The 17,045-nt window shown below is 60.7% G+C and carries 13 protein-coding genes; 9 read left to right on the top strand and 4 right to left on the bottom strand.

Annotated elements, in window-relative coordinates; translation table 11 throughout:
* Positions 1 to 10: 10 nt before the first annotated feature.
* From hpnA to WC811_RS08445, 7 genes are read left to right on the top strand one after another with little or no spacing between them, the layout of a single operon-like run.
* Entirely contained in the window at positions 11 to 1,012 is a 1,002-nt protein-coding gene (gene hpnA, locus WC811_RS08475) for a hopanoid-associated sugar epimerase (RefSeq protein ID WP_372643022.1), read from the top strand.
* Entirely contained in the window at positions 1,009 to 2,172 is a 1,164-nt protein-coding gene (locus WC811_RS08470) for a glycosyltransferase (RefSeq protein WP_372643020.1), read from the top strand. Before hpnA ends, WC811_RS08470 begins: the two co-directional genes overlap by 4 nt.
* A complete protein-coding gene (gene hpnC, locus WC811_RS08465; protein WP_372643018.1) occupies positions 2,169 to 3,059 on the top strand; it encodes a squalene synthase HpnC in 891 nt (296 codons plus the stop codon). Before WC811_RS08470 ends, hpnC begins: the two co-directional genes overlap by 4 nt.
* Positions 3,049 to 3,891: a presqualene diphosphate synthase HpnD gene (hpnD, locus tag WC811_RS08460; protein ID WP_372643016.1), complete on the top strand. Its 843-nt coding sequence runs from the start codon at positions 3,049 to 3,051 to the stop codon at positions 3,889 to 3,891. The genes hpnC and hpnD overlap by 11 nt, the downstream gene beginning before the upstream one ends.
* Entirely contained in the window at positions 3,892 to 5,139 is a 1,248-nt protein-coding gene (hpnE, locus tag WC811_RS08455; RefSeq protein ID WP_372643013.1) for a hydroxysqualene dehydroxylase HpnE, read from the top strand. It abuts the gene before it with no gap.
* Positions 5,140 to 5,174: 35 nt separating this feature from the next.
* Positions 5,175 to 7,175: a squalene--hopene cyclase gene (gene shc, locus WC811_RS08450; protein WP_372643011.1), complete on the top strand. Its 2,001-nt coding sequence runs from the start codon at positions 5,175 to 5,177 to the stop codon at positions 7,173 to 7,175.
* A 1-nt stretch (position 7,176) separates the two neighbouring features.
* A complete protein-coding gene (locus WC811_RS08445; RefSeq protein ID WP_372643008.1) occupies positions 7,177 to 7,860 on the top strand; it encodes a phosphorylase in 684 nt (227 codons plus the stop codon).
* Here WC811_RS08445 and hpnH read toward each other — a convergent pair.
* Together hpnH and ispH are read right to left on the bottom strand one after the other, a co-directional pair.
* The gene (hpnH, locus tag WC811_RS08440; protein ID WP_372643005.1) at positions 7,804 to 8,952 is read right to left on the bottom strand and encodes an adenosyl-hopene transferase HpnH; all 1,149 of its coding nucleotides are present in this window, start codon (positions 8,950 to 8,952) and stop codon (positions 7,804 to 7,806) included. The two genes, WC811_RS08445 and hpnH, sit on opposite strands and share 57 nt — an antisense overlap.
* A gap of 46 nt (positions 8,953 to 8,998) precedes the next feature.
* On the bottom strand, positions 8,999 to 9,928 hold the full coding sequence (gene ispH / locus WC811_RS08435; RefSeq protein WP_372643003.1) for a 4-hydroxy-3-methylbut-2-enyl diphosphate reductase: 930 nt from the start codon (positions 9,926 to 9,928) through the stop codon (positions 8,999 to 9,001).
* A gap of 357 nt (positions 9,929 to 10,285) precedes the next feature.
* Between ispH and WC811_RS08430 the strand changes: the two genes are divergently transcribed.
* Positions 10,286 to 12,904, top strand: coding sequence for an MMPL family transporter (locus tag WC811_RS08430; RefSeq protein ID WP_372643001.1), 2,619 nt, complete (start codon positions 10,286 to 10,288; stop codon positions 12,902 to 12,904).
* A gap of 204 nt (positions 12,905 to 13,108) precedes the next feature.
* Here the strand turns inward: WC811_RS08430 and hpnJ are convergent, their stop codons facing one another.
* Both hpnJ and hpnI read right to left on the bottom strand, forming a co-directional pair.
* Positions 13,109 to 14,536 (bottom strand): hopanoid biosynthesis associated radical SAM protein HpnJ, encoded by a 1,428-nt coding sequence (gene hpnJ / locus WC811_RS08425; protein ID WP_372643718.1) that lies wholly within the window; start codon positions 14,534 to 14,536, stop codon positions 13,109 to 13,111.
* Between the two features lie 11 nt (positions 14,537 to 14,547).
* Positions 14,548 to 15,687, bottom strand: a complete 1,140-nt coding sequence (gene hpnI, locus WC811_RS08420; RefSeq protein ID WP_372642999.1) for a bacteriohopanetetrol glucosamine biosynthesis glycosyltransferase HpnI — start codon at positions 15,685 to 15,687, stop codon at positions 14,548 to 14,550.
* A 131-nt stretch (positions 15,688 to 15,818) separates the two neighbouring features.
* Here hpnI and WC811_RS08415 point away from each other — a divergent pair, with 131 nt between their 5' ends.
* Entirely contained in the window at positions 15,819 to 16,841 is a 1,023-nt protein-coding gene (locus WC811_RS08415) for a VacJ family lipoprotein (RefSeq protein WP_372642997.1), read from the top strand.
* Positions 16,842 to 17,045: the final 204 nt, after the last annotated feature.

Raw genomic sequence — 17,045 nt, 5'->3', positions numbered from 1 at the left:
GCGCGGCGACTTGGCAGCAAAAGACATCGCGTTCCTAACCGGCGCTTCGGGTTTTGTCGGCTCGGCCGTCGCACGGAAGCTTCTCGACGAGGGATTTTCCGTCCGCGCTCTGGTCCGCAAAAACAGCAATCGTACCAATCTTGGGGGCATAGACGTCGACGTCGTCGAAGGCGACATTCGCGACGCGAGCCTTGTTGAAAATGCCATGCTAGGCGCGCGCTACGCGTTTCACGTCGCCGCCGACTATCGGTTGTGGGCGCCCGATCCCCGCGAGATCATCGCGACCAACACCGACGGCACACGCGCCGTTATGCGCGCGGCTCTGAAGGCGGGTGTTGAACGGGTCGTGTATACCTCGAGCGTCGCCACGCTTCGCTTGAGCGACGACGGCACGCCCTCCGACGAAACGATGCCGCTCACCGAAGAAAACGCCATCGGCGCCTACAAGAAAAGCAAGGTTCTGGCCGAGCGGTTGGTCGAACGCATGATCGCCGACGAAAAGCTCCCCGCCGTCATCGTTAATCCGTCGACGCCGATCGGCCCTCGCGATGTCCGTCCCACGCCAACCGGGCGCATCGTGGTCGAGGCTGCGTCGGGCCGAATGCCAGCCTACGTCGAGACGGGTCTGAACCTCGTGCACGTCGACGATGTCGCGGACGGCCACGTTGTCGCCTTGAAGAGCGGGCGAATTGGCGAGCGATATATTCTGGGGGGCCAGGACATGACACTCGGGCAAATGCTCTCCGAGATCGCGCGTCTTGCCGGGAGGCGGCCGCTGACGATCAAATTGCCGCGTTCGCTGATTTATCCGATTGCCTATGGCGCCGAAGCTGCCGCGCGCATCACCGGCCGCGAACCATTCGCGACTGTCGACGGCCTGCGTATGGCGAAATACAAAATGTTCTTTTCGTCCGCCAAGGCCGAACGCGAGTTCGGATACCGTGCGCGTCCCGCAAGCGAAGCGTTGGCTGAGGCGTTTCGCTGGTTCCGGGATGCGGGGTATCTCAAGTGACCGTGCTCGATCTGGTCGCTGGGATCGGCCTCGTCGCGTGGCTTTATCTTCTGCTCTTCAACGGCGGATTTTGGTTGAGCAGCGAGCGCGAGGAATCCGAGCAGAATAAATACGCCGCGCCGAAAACCTGGCCACGCGTGACGGCGGTCATTCCTGCGCGCAACGAAGCCGATATGCTCCCGGGCTCGCTATCCTCGCTCGTGCGGCAGAACTATCCCGGAGAGTTTTCGATTCTGCTCGTCGACGACCAGAGCACGGACGGCACCGCCGACGTCGCCCGCGCGATTGCCGCCAGTTCAAATCGAGATGTCTCGATCGTGAGCGGCGAACCCCTTCCGCCTCGCTGGACGGGAAAGGTCTGGGCGATGCATCAGGGCATCGCTGCCGCATCGTCATTGCAAACGCCACCAGAATATCTGCTGCTCACCGATGCCGACATCGGTTACAGCCCGGATGTTCTCACATCGCTGGTCGCCAGCGCGACGGCGAACGGTCGCGCGATGACGTCTGTCATGGCCAAGCTGAGATGCGAAAGCCTCGCGGAGCGATGGCTGGTTCCGGCCTTCATCTTCTTTTTCGAAATGCTCTACCCGTTCGCCAAGGTCAATCGCCCGACGGATCGCACGGCCGCGGCGGCCGGTGGCTGTATGCTGGTCGAGCGCGCCTCGCTTGAGCGTGCTGGCGGCATCGCCGCGATCAGGGGCGCTCTCATCGATGATTGCGCGCTCGGAAAGCTGTTGAAAACGCAGGGTCCCATTTGGCTTGGGCTTTCGGATCGGGTGACCAGCCTCCGCGCCTACGAGACGTTCGAGGATATTCGCCGGATGGTTGCGCGATCCGCATACGCCCAATTGCGCTATTCGCCGATTTTGCTGGCCGGAACGGTGATCGCGATGCTCATCATCTATGTTGCGCCGCCCGCTCTGGCTGTACTCTCGGGTTATCCGGCCAATGTGCTCGCACTTGCAGCATACCTATTGATGTCACTCGCATATCAGCCGACGTTGCGCTTTTACAACCGTTCGCCACTTTGGGGCTTTGCGCTACCACTTATCGCGATCGCTTACGTGGGTTTCACGCTAGATTCAGCGTATCAGCATGGACGCGGTCGGGGCGGTCTTTGGAAAGGCCGCGTTCAGGCCGAAGTAGGACGGCAATGACGCTCGATACGACATACAAATCCGGCAAGTCGGAGGGTGACGAGAACTTTCCCGTCGCCTCGCGTATCGTCTCCTCGCGCCATCGCGCGCCCATCCTGGCGTTCTATCGCTTCGCGCGCGCTGCGGACGATGCTGCTGACCATCCGACGCTCGACGCCCATTCGAAGCTCGCGACCCTCGCGGCTCTGGAGGAAACGCTTCTCGGCCGCTCGGACGCGGCAGCCGATGCTATCCCGCTCCGCGAGCAACTGAAGCTCCGCGATTTAAGCGCACAGCACGCGCTCGATCTGCTGAAGGCGTTCCGTCAGGACGTGACGAAGCACCGTTATGAAACCTGGGAAGAGCTTCTCGACTACTGCCGCTATTCGGCGATGCCGGTCGGCCGCTTCGTGCTCGACGTCCATGGCGAGGCCAAATCGACCTGGGCGCATTCCGATGCACTCTGCGCGGCTCTGCAGATCATCAATCACCTGCAAGATTGCGCGAAAGACTATCGCGACATCGATCGCGTCTATATTCCGCTGAACGATCTCTCGGCGCATGGTCTCGGCGTCGAAGTTTTAGCCGAACGGAAAGCTTCTCCAGCGCTCCTCGCGTGCTTGCATGCGCTGGCTGCGCGAACCGGTGGACTCATGCCGGAAGCAGCGCTATTGCCACCGAGCGTTGCTGATCTGCGGCTCGCGGCCGAGACATCGGTGATCATCGAACTCGCGCGCAAGCTGATAGATCTATTGACGGCTCGCGACCCGCTGTCGGAACGTGTTCATCTGACGAAACTACAAGCAGGGATGCACGCTGCACGCGCAGCCGCCGCTACTGTCGCGGGCCGGGCATTCGCGCGTTTCGCGTTTACGAAGTCGACGAGGATGATGCCGCATGAGCGCTGATGTCGAGACCTTAAGTGCCGAAGACGTCCCGGCCGCGGCAAGCAGCTCGTTCTACGCCGCGATGCGGGTTCTGCCGCGTTCGCAGCGCGATGCGATGTATCACGTCTATGCCTTTTGCCGTGCCGTAGACGATGTCGCCGACGGCGGCGGATCGCGCGAGGTTCGTCACGCGGACCTCGAACGCTACCGCACCGATATCGAGCAGCTCTATTCTACCGGCCGCGTGACGTCGCGGACGCGCGATCTCGTCGGCCCCGTGAATCAGTACGGCCTCCTGCAAGACGACTTCATTGCCGTCATCGACGGTATGGAAATGGATATCGTCCGCGATCTCCGTGCGCCCGAGTGGAAAGTGCTCGATCTTTATTGCGATCGCGCTGCATCGGCCGTTGGGCGCTTGTCGGTTCGCATCTTCGGGATGGAAGAGGAGGCGGGCATCGAGCTTTCCTACAACCTCGGCCGTGCCCTGCAATTGACGAATATCCTTCGCGATATCGACGAAGACGCGGCGATGGGCCGTCTCTATCTTCCCAAGGAAGCTCTGCGCGATGCCGGCATCACCGAGACATCGGTAGATGCCATTCTCGCCAATCCGGCTCTTGATCGCGTCTGCCGCGGCATCGCCGGGACAACCAGGAAATACTACGATCGCTCCGAGGCGATCATGGCGCGTACTTCGCGCCGTACCGTCAGATCGCCGCGCATGATGGCGACGGTCTATCGCGGCATTCTCGAAAAGCTTATCGCTCGCGGCTGGAACGCGCCGCGTGTCGATGTGCGCCGCTCAAAGCGCACCGTCATCTGGGCCCTTCTGCGTGACGGCATCTTCTAAATGTCCGGTGGCACCGTTCACATCGTTGGGGCCGGCCTCGCCGGTCTTTCGGCGGCGGTGGCTATGGTCGGGCGGGGACGGAAAGTCGTCGTCCATGAACTCGCACGCCATGCCGGCGGACGCTGCCGATCATATTTCGAGCCCGCGCTCGAACTGACCATCGACAACGGCAACCACTTGCTTCTTTCAGGCAACGCGAGCGCGCTCGCGTTTCTCGAAAAGATCGGCGGCAGGCATCTGCTCGACGAGCCCCAACATGCCGAGTTCAACTTCTTCGATTTGGAATCGAGAGAGCGCTGGATCTTGAGGCCGAACGACGGTCCCGTGCCGTGGTGGATCTTTGCGAAGGATCGCCGCGTGCCTGGAACACGTGCCTTCGATTACGTTCGTCTCGGGAGCCTCTTGAACGCCGCGCCTTGCGAGACTGTAACCGAAAAAATCGACCCAACGACGACGCTCTACAAACGTTTGATGGAGCCGGTGCTTCTCGCGGCGCTGAATTGCGATCCGAAGGAAGGTTCAGCGCAACTCGCGGCCGCCGTTGTACGCGAGACATTAGGGCGCGGTGGCAAGGCTTGCCGGCCGCTTTTCGCGCGGAATGGCCTCGGCCCGGCGCTCGTCGATCCAGCCCTGTCGTTGATTACCGAGAAAGGCGGCGAGCTGCGCTTCGACCATTCCCTCCGCGCGATCGAATGGTCGGATGCGCGCGCGTGGGCATTGCAATTTGCTGACGGCACGATCGAACTCGGTCGCGATGATCAAGTCGTTATTGCCGCGCCTGCCTGGGTGGCGCGAACGCTCATCCCCGAGTTGCGCGCGCCGACAGAATACCGATCGATCTTCAACGCCCACTTCGCGTTTCCCTCGCCGCAATCCCTTCCGAAGATCACGGGCGTCGTCAACGCGACGACCGAATGGCTGTTTGCGTTCAACAACCGGCTGTCCGTGACGGTTAGCGCCGCCGATCGTTTCAATGAAGCCGACCGTGAACCGCTCGCGCGCCGGATTTGGTCCGAGGTTTCGGCAATAGCGGGCATCGACGCCGAGCTTCCGCGCTGGCAGATTGTCAAGGAGCGGCGTGCGACATTTGCTGCAACCCCCGCTCAAAATGCGCTGCGGCCTCGCGCCGAGACGCGCTGGAAAAATCTCTTTCTCGCCGGAGATTGGACCGCTACGGGCCTCCCGGCCACAATCGAAGGCGCGATAAGGTCCGGAGAAACCGCCGCCAAACTGGCTCTGGCCGCTTAACTCTGGTACGACGCTCGGACCCCTGGAGAGCCGACATGAATTTCGAATCTGCAACGCAATCCGCTCGTTCGGAGTCAGAGAACCCAACCCGCGACACCGCCCTCACCGATATCGAAGGCGCAATATCGGCCGCGAAAAACGCTCTCCTGGCGCTTCAGCGCGACGACGGCCACTTCGTCTTCGAGCTTGAAGCCGACTCCACGATCCCGGCCGAATACGTTCTCATGCGTCATTACCTGGCTGAACCCGTCGACGCTGCGCTCGAAGGCAAGATCGCGAACTATCTGCGCCGCATCCAATCGGAAGATGGCGGTTGGCCGCTCGTGCATGAAGGCACGTCGAACATCAGCGCCAGCGTGAAAGCGTACTTCGCTCTGAAGATGATCGGCGTTGGCATCGATGAGCCGTACATGAAGAAAGCGCGGGGCTGGATACTCTCGCAGGGCGGTGCCTCGCACGCCAACGTCTTCACGCGCAACCTGCTCGCGCTTTACAGCGCCATTCCATGGACCGGCGTCCCCGTGATGCCCGTCGAGATCATGGTACTGCCGCGGTGGTTCCCCTTTCACCTCGACAAGATCTCCTATTGGGCGCGCACCGTCGTCGTCCCGCTGACCGTTCTCAATGCCTTGAAGCCGAAAGCGCGCAATCCGAAGGGCGTCGGCATTCCGGAATTGTTCACGATCCCTCCGGACAAGGTGAAAATCTGGCCGAAGGGACCGCACCAGAAATCGCCGTGGTCGGAAATCTTCGGCGGCATCGATCGAGTCCTGCGCTTCACTGAGCCTTACTTTCCGAAATCAGTCCGCAAAAAGTCGATAGACAAGGCCGTCGCGTTCGTCGACGAACGCTTGAATGGCGAAGATGGCTTGGGCGCGATCTTCCCTGCCATGGTCAATGCGTTGTTGGTCTACGACGCGCTCGGTTATTCGAGGGATCATCCAAACTATCAAACGGCGCGCGGCTCGATCGAAAAACTCCTCGCCGTCAAGGATGACGAAGCCTACTGCCAGCCGTGTCTCTCGCCGGTCTGGGATACCGCGCTTTCCGCGCATGCTCTGATGGAAGTGGGCGGCACGCAGGCCGAGGCCAGCTCCGACCGCGCGCTCGAATGGCTGAAGCCTTTGCAGGTCCTCGACACCGTCGGCGATTGGGCCGCGACGAGACCGAACATCCGGCCCGGCGGCTGGGCGTTCCAATACGCAAACGCCCATTATCCCGACACCGACGATACCGCCGTCGTCGTCATGGCGATGGACCGTGCGCTTGGACGCGCCCAGCAGCCTGATAATTCTTATCGCGAAGCCATTGCGCGCGGACGCGAGTGGGTCGTTGGCATGCAAAGCAAGAACGGCGGCTGGGGTGCCTTCGACGCCGACAACACGTACGAGTATCTCAACCAAATCCCGTTTTCCGATCACGGTGCTTTGCTCGATCCGCCGACTGCCGACGTCACGGCCCGCTGCATTTCCATGCTTGCACAACTCGGCGAACGTCGCGGACAAAGCTACGAACTCGACAAGGCCGTCGACTATCTCGAACGCACGCAGGAGAAAGACGGCAGCTGGTATGGCCGCTGGGGCATGAACTACGTCTACGGTACGTGGTCGGTGCTGTGCGCCCTCAACACCGCCGGCGTGGACCCGTCGTCGAGCGTCGTTCGAAAGGCCGTGAATTGGTTGCTGACCATTCAGAACAGCGACGGCGGCTGGGGTGAGGATAGCGAAAGCTACGCGCCCGATTACGCGGGCTATAAACCCGCGCCGAGCACCGCCTCGCAAACGGCGTGGGCGCTCATGGGCCTGATGGCCGCCGGCGAGATCGACAATCCCGCCGTGAAGAAGGGCATCGCCTACCTGACGGCGACCCAGGCCGCGGACGGCTTCTGGAACGAGAAGCGCTTCACGGCGACCGGCTTCCCGCGCGTCTTTTATCTTCGTTACCACGGCTACGCGAAGTTCTTCCCGATGTGGGCTCTCGCGCGTTACCGCAACCTGACGGCGTCGAACACCAAGGCCGTGCTTGTCGGGATGTAATGTGACTTCAGGCTTCATCATCGCCGCAACTGGCCTCAAGGCCGAGGCGCGCATCGCCGAACGATCGCAGGGCGTGAAAGCCGTCATCGGCGGCGGCCGCGAAGATCGCCTGACGGCGCTTCTCCATCAGTCGATGGCAGACGGCGTCCGCGGCCTCATCAGTTTCGGAATAGCGGGAGGACTTCGGCCCGGATTAAAACCCGGAACGATCATCATCGGCACGTCCGTGCTTCACAGCAGCGGCAGGGTGTATCCATCCGATGCACGCTGGAGCGACAGGTTGTTCGAAGCCTTGCCGAATGCCGAAAGCGGTCCCGTCGCCGGATCAAGCACCATCATCGCAAATCGCGACGAAAAGCGCGCGATCTACCTTTCGTCCGGCGCGTTCGTGGCGGATATGGAAAGCCATGTAGCGGCGCAGATCGCGGCGGAGTATCGCCTGCCGTTCGCCATTTTGCGCGTCATCGCTGATCCATCGACGCTGACCTTGCCACCCGCTGCGGTGAACGGCCTCAATCCCGATGGTTCGCCGAACATTCCGGCGGTATTGAAATCATTGGCGACGCAACCGAGCCAGCTATGGGACATCATCCGCATAGCCGGCGCGACGCGGCGCGCGATGAAAAGTTTATTCCGCTGCCACCGGCTTCTGGGCCCGGGCCTCGGATGCGCTGATCTCGGCTAGCTTGTTCTCGACATGCCGTGAGAATACGAATTCGGCCGGACGCTGCTTGTCCAGCGCGATTTCGGGCGCCATCGGCCCGTCCGTCCTCACGCCGCGAAGGGCAACGGCTGCGATCTTCCAAGGCTTCTTGACGGCATCCATGACGGCGGTCGCTTCGAAACCACAGTGCACCATGCAATCCGCGCACTTCTCGTAATTGCCCGTGCCGTACTTGTCCCAGTCCGTGCCTTCCATCAGCTCTTTGAAGGTCTTGGTGTAGCCTTCGCCGAGGAGATAGCAGGGCTTCTGCCAGCCAAACACGGTACGCGTCGGGTTGCCCCACGGCGTGCACTGATACGTCTGATTGCCGGCGAGGAAGTCGAGGAACAGGGCCGACTGGAAGAACGGCCACGCCTTGCCACCCTTGCCGAGCTTGAAGATGTCGCGGAAGAGCTGCTTCGTCTTCGTCCGATTGAGGAAGTGCTGCTGGTCCGGCGCGCGTTCGTAAGCGTAGCCTGGAGAAATCGTGACTCCGCCGATGTCGAGCTTCTTCATCTCGTCGAGGAACTTCGCGACCTGCTCCGCCTTCGCGTCGCTGAATAGCGTCGTGTTGATGTTGACGCGGAAGCCCTTCGACTTCGCGACCTTGATCGCTTCGATGGCACGATCGTAGACGCCCTTCTGGCAGACGGACCTGTCGTGCATCTCCTTGTCGCCATCGAGATGGATCGACCAGTTGAAGTTTTTGTGCGGCTTATAAAGATGGATCTTCTTTTCAAGCAGCAGCGCGTTCGTGCACACGGTCACGAACTTGCCCTTCTTGAGGGCGCCCTCGACGATCTCCGGCAGCTCCTTGTGAAGCAGCGGCTCGCCGCCCGCCAGCACGACCACGGGCGCGCCGCATTCGTCCATCGAATGCAAGGCATCGGCGACCGAGATGCGTTGGTTTAAAATCTTGTCGGGGTAATCGATCTTACCGCAGCCCGCGCACGCGAGGTTGCAGCGAAAGAGCGGCTCGAGCATGAGCACGAGCGGATAGCGTTTGTTCCCCCTGAGGTGCTGTCCGATGACGTAGGCACCCACAGACAAAGCTTGGTTTAATGGAATTCCCACCCGAGAGGGCTCCTTCTAGCGGCGCTCGAACCAGCACTATTCCCGATCATGATGCCTCGAGCAATTCAGGCGGCAGGCGGAAGGTTATCTTTTCTTCGACGCCATCAAGCGTCTCGATTTCGATTGGCCCCGAGTTACCTATCGCAGCTAATACGTCCTGGACAAGGACGTCGGGCGCCGAAGCACCCGCTGTTACGCCGATTGTCGTTATCCCGGCAAGCCATGACGGATCGACTTCGCGTCCGTCCGCGACGAGATAACTTGGTATTCCGCATTCCGCCCCGATTTCCCTGAGGCGGTTCGAGTTCGAGCTGTTGCTCGCCCCGACCACAAGCAGCAGCTCGACGTGCCGGCAAAGGTCCCGGACGGCCGTCTGGCGGTTTTGCGTAGCATAGCAGATGTCGCGCGTTTCGGGCCCGATGACATCGGTGAAACGGGCTTTGACAGCTTCGATCGTCGATCGTGTATCGTCGACGCTGAGGGTGGTCTGGGTGATGTAGGCGACCGGAGTATCGTCTTGGATATCGAGCTTCGCGACGTCGTCGCGGTTCTCGACAAGGTATACCGGACCCGAAATCCGTCCGAGCGTGCCTTCAATCTCGACATGCCCAGCATGGCCGATCAGGATGATCGTTCGCCCGAGCGACGAATACCGCTGACCCTGCTTATGAACCTTCGAGACAAGCGGGCAGGTCGCATCGACCACGTTCAAGCGGCGTTGGCGCGCTTCGTCCTCGACGGCATGCGAAACGCCATGAGCGCTGAAAATCGTAACGGCGCCGTTCGGCACCTCCGTCAGATCCTCGACAAAGCGGGCGCCTTTGGCCTTGAGATCTTCGACGACATGACGGTTGTGAACGATTTCGTGGCGCACATAGACAGGCCCATTGCGATGGCCAAGCGCGCGCTCGACGACGTCGATCGCGCGAACGACACCTGCACAAAATCCCCGGGGCTGTGCCAAGATAACCTTCATGCAGAAACCCCCGTTTTCTGCCAATCCGCTTGGCTCCCTCGAGAGCCAAGGTCCGGATTGTTTCACGTCAGAGGTCCATTGACGCCAGACGTATCCCACCATCAAATAAGTCTGACCTTACGCGCGAACATTGTGCCAAGCAGCAGAGGCAGTGTCGCTCCCATCATGCTGTCGGTATGAAGTGTCTCAAAAGCAACACGAACAGCATGCTCCTCCATTCTGCGGCTCGACATGACTGTCGTCCAGAGTGCAGTGGTTTGAGGAATGACATTGATCGCGGATACCATGAGTCCGGCGCAGAATGGCTAAGCAAGATCCGACCAATGAACGCCACGCGAGCTTGACGGCAGCCGGAGCATGATCGAGCGCGTGGTTGCAGGAACCGTTGCGGTCGCGGTGCGGCTGTCATGGCTCACGATTTTGCTGGGCTTCGCCGTTACGGCGGGCGCGATCCACTACGTTATCAACAACTTCGCGATCACGACCGACACCAGTCAGTTGATCTCGCCGGATCTCGATTGGCGTCAGCGCGAACGTCAGTTCGACGCGGCCTTTCCTCAGCATACCGACACGATCGATATCGTCATTGACGGCAAAACTCCGGAGTTGACCGAGAGCGCCGCCGCTGCGCTCACGGTTGCGCTCAGCAAGTCGAAACCCGATCCATTCGAGATTGTCCGCCGCCGCGACGGTGGACCTTTCTTCGATCAAAATGGGCTGCTCTATCTCTCGCTGCCCGAGGTCAAGGACATCACGGAAGGCCTCATCAAGGCGCAGCCCGTGCTTGGCACGCTCTCGGCCGATCCGACCCTCAATGGTCTTGGGAAGGCGCTGTCCCTCGTTCCTCTCGGCATCAAGGAAGATCGGGCCAAATGGATCGATTTCGAGAAGCCGCTCGGCGTGCTCGGAAACGCAATCGACGATCGCCTCGCGGGGAAGAACACGCATTTCTCCTGGGCCGAGCTTCTGACGGGCGGAACTCCGAGCCCATCGGACCTCCGACGCTTCCTCGAAGTAAAGCCGGTCCTGAATTATTCCGATCTTGAGCCCGGCGCCGAGGCGACGGACCTCATTCGCCAGACCGCGCAACGTTTGGGCCTGACGCCCGAAAATGGCGTCCGCGTCCGTCTTACGGGTTCGGTGCCGATGGCGGACGAGGAGTTCGGGACCGTCGCGGAGGGCGCGGCCCTCAATACCAGTGTGACAGTCGCCGCTGTCCTTTTCATTCTTTGGCTGGCGCTGAGATCGGGCAAGATCATTATCGCCGTCCTCGTCAGCCTTTTTTCAGGGCTTGCGATAACAGCGGCGCTGGGACTCTACCTCGTCGGAGCCTTGAACCTCATCTCGGTCGCATTCGCAGTTCTGTTCGTCGGCATAGGCGTGGATTTCGGCATTCAATATGCCGTCCGCTACCGTCACGAACGATACGGCCGCCAAGGCCTTCGAGAGTCGCTCGTCGCGGCCGGACGAAATGCCGGCAAGCCCCTGGCGCTCGCGGCCGCCGCCACGACTGCGGGCTTCTATGCTTTCCTGCCGACCGATTACAGCGGCGTTTCGGAACTCGGTCTGATCGCAGGCAGCGGCATGGTTATCGCCTTTCTGTCGAGCATCACGCTCCTCCCCGCATTGCTCGAAATTCTGAACCCGCCGGGTGAACTGCACGACGTCGGCTATCGCCATCTTCAGCCCGTCGACCGCTTCATGGCGCGGCATCGCCGCATCATCCTGGCGCTGACAGCGCTCGGCGTCGCCTCAGGATTGCCGCTGCTCGCGCGACTTGAGTTCGACTTCAATCCCATCAACCTGCGCAGCACTAAGGTTGAATCGGTTTCGACCTTCAACGACCTCATGCGCGATCCCAACACCGCGCCGAACACCATCGAAATCCTGGCGCCGAACCTCGCCGCCGCCAAGACGCTCGCCGCGAAGATCGACAAGCTCCCCGAGGTCGATCGCACGGTTACGCTCGCGAGCTTCGTGCCGGATCGACAGACCGAAAAGCTGGCTCTTATCCGTGATTGCTATGACTTGATCGGTCCGACCATCGAGCCCGACGAATTGGCGCCCGCGCCCTCCGACGCCGATACCAAGGAAACCTTGCTCAGTACCGCGAAGGACTTCGAGGAGGTCAGCCGTTTGCCCGGCGCATCGCCACTTGCCGCCCATATGGCAATCACGCTTCGCAAACTCGCCGATGCAACGCCCGAGCTTCGCGCCAAGATCGGCGCGGCGCTGCTCGACGGCATGAAATTACGGCTGACACAAATTCGCGCCGCCCTGAAAGCCGAACCGGTCACGCTCGAAAACCTGCCGCCTGAAATTGTCGCCGATTGGATAACAGCAGACGGGCGCGCACGAATCGAGGTTGGCCCCAAGGGCGATGGCAACGACAACGCCAATTTACGTCGCTTCGCATCAGCGGTTCTCGCGGTCGACCCCGAAGCAACTGGCGTTCCGATCCTCATTCAGGAATCGGCAAAGACGGTCGTGCGGGCCTTCATCGAGGCCGGCGTGCTGGCCTTCGTCTCGATTACGATCATCCTGTTCGTCGCGCTGCGCCGGGTGACGGACGTTCTGCTGACGCTGGTGCCGCTGCTGCTCGCGGGTGTCGTGACGCTTGAGCTTTGCGTGCTGCTGAAACTGCCGCTCAATTTCGCGAACATTATCGCCCTGCCTGTGCTGCTCGGCGTTGGCGTCGCGTTCAAAATTTATTATGTGCTCGCTTGGCGTGAAGGTCAGACAAGCCTGCTGGCCTCACCGCTGACGCGTGCCGTCATGTTCAGCGCCATGACGACGGCGGTCGCCTTCGGAAGCTTGTTCTTCTCAAGCCATCCCGGAACATCGAGCATGGGCGAACTGCTGGCGCTCTCGCTGTTGACGACGCTCGCGGCGGCCGTCCTCTTCCAGCCCATCCTGATGGGCCCGCCGCGGCATACTGCAGACGCGCAGCAAGAAGTTCCAACGATAGCGTCTTAGAGCCTTTCAGGTTTACGTCGAAGCATATGGGAATCTGGTTGATGTTCCCCTCCCCCTTGCGGGGAGGGGTTAGGGGTGGGGGGCCTGCGAAAAATCGCTCTTATTTTCCCCACCCGGCGCTTTGCGCCACCCTCCCCGCGAGGGGGAGGGGTGAAGGTGCATTTCGATCGCAACGTGAATTGGGAAGCTCAGTGTTGAGATGCCCTAGGCAGCGGCGCTGCGGCGATCGCGCAGGAACTGGAAGAACTCGACGCCCTCTCTGAGGCGACGTTTCATCATGTCCGGCTGTGTCACCATCTCGCCCACGATCGAGGCGATCTTCGGCACCCGGAAGTAGAACTTGCGGTAAAAGTCCTCGACTGAAGAGAAGATTTCGGTGTGCGACAGACCCGGATAGTGCAGCGGCGCGATCTGGATGCCGTTAGCGTTGATGAGTTCGGCATTGTCGACATCGAGCCAGCCGTTTTCGGTCGCTTGCTTGTAGAGGAACGTGCCCGGATATGGCGCGGCGAGCGAAACCTGGATCGTGTGCGGGTTGATGCGCATCGCGAACTTGATGGTCTCCTGGATCGTCTCCTTCGACTCGCCAGGAAGGCCGAGAATAAAGGTACCGTGGATCTTGATGCCGAGTTCGTGGCAGTCCTTGGTGAACTTCTCAGCGACTTCGACCCGCATGCCCTTCTTAATGTTGTGTAGGATCTGCTGGTTGCCGCTCTCGTAGCCGACGAGCAGCAAGCGCAAGCCGTTGTCCTTGAGCACCTTCAGTGTGTCGCGCGGCACGTTGGCCTTGGCGTTGCAGGACCAGGTGACGCCGAGCTTGCCGAGTTCCTTCGCAATCGCTTCTGCGCGCGGCAGGTCGTCGGTGAAGGTATCATCGTCGAACATCAGCTCTTTCATCTGCGGGAACGCCTTGAGGATGTAACGCACCTCCTCGATGACGTGCCCAACGGAGCGTGTCCGATAGCGATGGCCGCCGACGGTCTGTGGCCACAGGCAGAACGTGCAGCGGCTCTTGCAGCCGCGCCCCGTGTAGAATGAGATGTACGGGTGCTTCAGGTAACCGATGAAGTAATTCTCCATCACGAGGTCGCGCTTGTAGACCGGCGTAACGAACGGCAGCGTGTCCATGTCGTGCATCACAGCGCGATCCTCGTTGTGCACGATGACGCCCTGCGCGTTGCGATAGGATAGGCCCTTGATGTTGCTCCACGCTACGCCGTCGGCGACATCCTTGATCGTGAAGTCGAACTCGTTGCGAGCGACGAAGTCGACGATCGGCGCATCAGTCAAGCTCTCGTTGGACTGCACCGCGACCTTAGCGCCGATCAGCCCGACCTTGAGGTTCGGGTTGGTCGCCTTCATCGCCTCGATGACCTTCACGTCCGAATCGAATGACGGCGTCGAGGTGTGCAGCACCGCGAGGTCGTAATCGCGCACTTGGGCGAGCACATCCTGCAGGCTGGTGCGGTGTGGCGGCGCGTCGATCAGCTTGGAATTTTCGACCAGAGCGGCGGGCTGCGCCAGCCAGGTAGGATACCAGAACGACTGGATCTCGCGGCGCGCCTGATAGCGAGAACCGGCGCCGCCATCGAAGCCATCGAACGAAGGGGCCTGCAGGAAGAGCGTGCGCATATTGGCGCCTTTCATATCGGCGTAACGGTTCCATCGGAGCTGACGCTATAGCGGCGGCCTCTCCAGTTGACGGCTCCAGGTAAGAAGCTCGCGACGAACACTGCGAAGCTCAATAAGTCTCGTAGCGGACTGAGCCACAGCGAACTCTTGCCCCCACCCGGCAGCCTTTCAACTTGTATCGGAACGAAAAGGCGGCATGCAAGGGCTCCAAGCACGATCGTCCCCCCTATGGTGCTGAAGCCACTCAATACGAGCGCCGCCAATGCAAACGGAAGTGCATGAGTGACGATCGATCCCGCATAGCCCACGGGATCGACGAGGCGAATCGTTCTTGCCCAACGAAGTTCATGCGCCCAGAGTTCGGCGAACGACGTCTCGGAAAACGTATGCCCGACAGTGAACGGCGCGATTTCAACCTTGAGACCGAGTCGGCGTACGGCATCACCCATCGCGTAGTCATCGGCGAGAGTATTAGCGAAGGCCTCGAAACCTCCGATTCGCGCCAGCGTGCCGCGCTGAAGGGCGATGGTCGAGCCGAAGCACGGCTTGGCGAGGCCGAGCGAGACCCCGACCAGCACGCTCGGCAAAAAATGTTGATCGACTGCCGCAGCCGCCATCCGCGACCAAAAGCCTGTGAGTGCGCAGCCGCGATAGAGACAGGTGACCAGCCCAACTCCGGGTTGCCGCAAGACCTCCGTTGTCCGCCGAACATAATCGGGCGCCACCCGCATGTCGCTGTCGCTGAGAATGATCAGGTCGTATTTAGCGGCGGGAAACATATTGAGAATATTCGCAATTTTCGGATTTCCGCCGGCCTTTCGAGGCGAAACGACAAGTTCCACATCCCGCGTCGGATGTTGCTCCTTGAGGTTGCGGACGATCCCAATTGCCGGATCCGCCGGGTCCTGAACGCCGCAAAGCATCTGCACGTCTGACGCGTAGTTTTGAGCGCAGAACGTGGCGAGGCTGGCCTCAAGCCCGCATTCGGCGCCGTGGAGTGGCTTCAACAGTGTGACATTCTCTGCCACTGCGAAATTGAAAATGGGCTTGGGCTCACGGGCAAATCGTGCGACCAAAAAGGACGCTAACAACGCGTAGCCGCAACCAATTATGGCGCAGAGGGTGCATGCAAGCCACAGACAGAACGTCATTCGGACGCTACTTTCTGATTTGAGTTGGGAGCAAGTCTGTCGGCAGCGGCAGTGAGGCTAGCGCCTCGTTCGCAACTGCGATAGATCTGAGGTTGCTCGGCTGGGGGCCAAGCAAGGGGGAATATCGAGACGTGAAAGTCAGCGCCATCCTAAATTGGGTCGGCTGCGTCTTCGTTGCTGTGAGCTTAACCGCTTGCGCCAGCGCGTCTCTGCCTGCGCTGTCGCCACAGCATCTGGCCGCTACGGAAGATGATCCGACTCCGAAGCCGGTTTCCGATCCGAACGAAGCGTTCAATCGGAAAATGTTCGAGAACAGCCAGGACTTTAATCACAACGTCCTCTATCCGGTCGCGGAATCCTATAACAACAACGTTCCCGAGAGCGTGCGTGATCGCATCGATGCCTTCACGACGAACCTCGCCGAGCCGATGATTTTCGCCAACAACATCCTTCAGCTTCGGCCGGAAGCGGCTGCGACGACGCTCGGCCGGTTTGCCCTGAATTCGACCCTCGGCATCGGCGGCCTCTTTGACCTCGCCGCGAGCGAGGGCATGGCCCATCAAACCGGCGACTTTGGCCAGACGATGTACGTCTGGGGCTACCGCGACAGCGCTTTCGTGATGCTGCCGGTCTTCGGTCCGACGAACGTTCGCGATGCGATCGGTAGTGGTGTCGAGTTCGCTGCCACATTGCCTGCTGCCGCATTGGTTCCGACGAAGTTCGCGAGCGTCGCGAGCCAGATCGACCTAGCCGGAACCGTGACGAGCCCTCTTTCAAACCTCAGCAAGGCTGAGGATCTGAAGACGCTGGAAGATAGCTCGATTGATTTCTATTCCATGCTCCGCAGCGTCAGCCAGCAGAAGCGTCAGGCTGAACTCGACGAAGCGCTGAACACCAGCGCGCTGACTGGCACGCGGCCCGTTCGCGATCCCAATGCGATCGAACCGGTAACAGAGCTCGTCTCGTCTCCGACGATGCTTGAAAAGCGGCAGTTCACCGATGTGCCGAAGACAACGCGCACCGCCGAAAGCGGTTCGTTGGTCGTCGTCGGACCGCCGAAGTCGCTACAGCTATCGCCCGCCGAAGAACAGGCGTCTCCCGCAGAAGAACAGCCGTCGCCGGCTCAAGAGCAGAAATCACCCGCAGAAGAGTGATCGCGACCGTGCGAGCATTTTCGCGGCGCCCGGATGGGCGACATCGCGACGACTGAAATGTCGTCGGACAACTTGCTCGGGCGTCAGCTCGCCTTGTTCGTTATTCCGGATACCCTCGCTTCTTCCGCCGGCCATATCGGCATCGGCAAATAAAAAGGCGCCGGCCAAATCAAGCCGACGCCTCATGTCTTAGGCGGAATGAAA

The sequence above is a fragment of the Hyphomicrobium sp. genome (genome assembly GCF_041659645.1).
Lineage (GTDB): Bacteria > Pseudomonadota > Alphaproteobacteria > Rhizobiales > Hyphomicrobiaceae > Hyphomicrobium_B.
This window is presented reverse-complemented; position numbering and strand designations above follow the sequence as displayed.

What these genes read in the sequence shown, in the direction of transcription:
- hpnC (WP_372643018.1), top strand. Translation starts at nt 2,169, where the DNA reads ATGACGCTCGATACGACATACAAATCCGGCAAGTCGGAGGGTGACGAG.
- hpnD (WP_372643016.1), top strand. Translation starts at nt 3,049, where the DNA reads ATGAGCGCTGATGTCGAGACCTTAAGTGCCGAAGACGTCCCGGCCGCG.
- hpnE (WP_372643013.1), top strand. Translation starts at nt 3,892, where the DNA reads ATGTCCGGTGGCACCGTTCACATCGTTGGGGCCGGCCTCGCCGGTCTT.
- shc (WP_372643011.1), top strand. Translation starts at nt 5,175, where the DNA reads ATGAATTTCGAATCTGCAACGCAATCCGCTCGTTCGGAGTCAGAGAAC.
- ispH (WP_372643003.1), bottom strand. Translation starts at nt 9,928, where the DNA reads ATGAAGGTTATCTTGGCACAGCCCCGGGGATTTTGTGCAGGTGTCGTT.
- WC811_RS08430 (WP_372643001.1), top strand. Translation starts at nt 10,286, where the DNA reads ATGATCGAGCGCGTGGTTGCAGGAACCGTTGCGGTCGCGGTGCGGCTG.
- hpnJ (WP_372643718.1), bottom strand. Translation starts at nt 14,536, where the DNA reads ATGCGCACGCTCTTCCTGCAGGCCCCTTCGTTCGATGGCTTCGATGGC.
- hpnI (WP_372642999.1), bottom strand. Translation starts at nt 15,687, where the DNA reads ATGACGTTCTGTCTGTGGCTTGCATGCACCCTCTGCGCCATAATTGGT.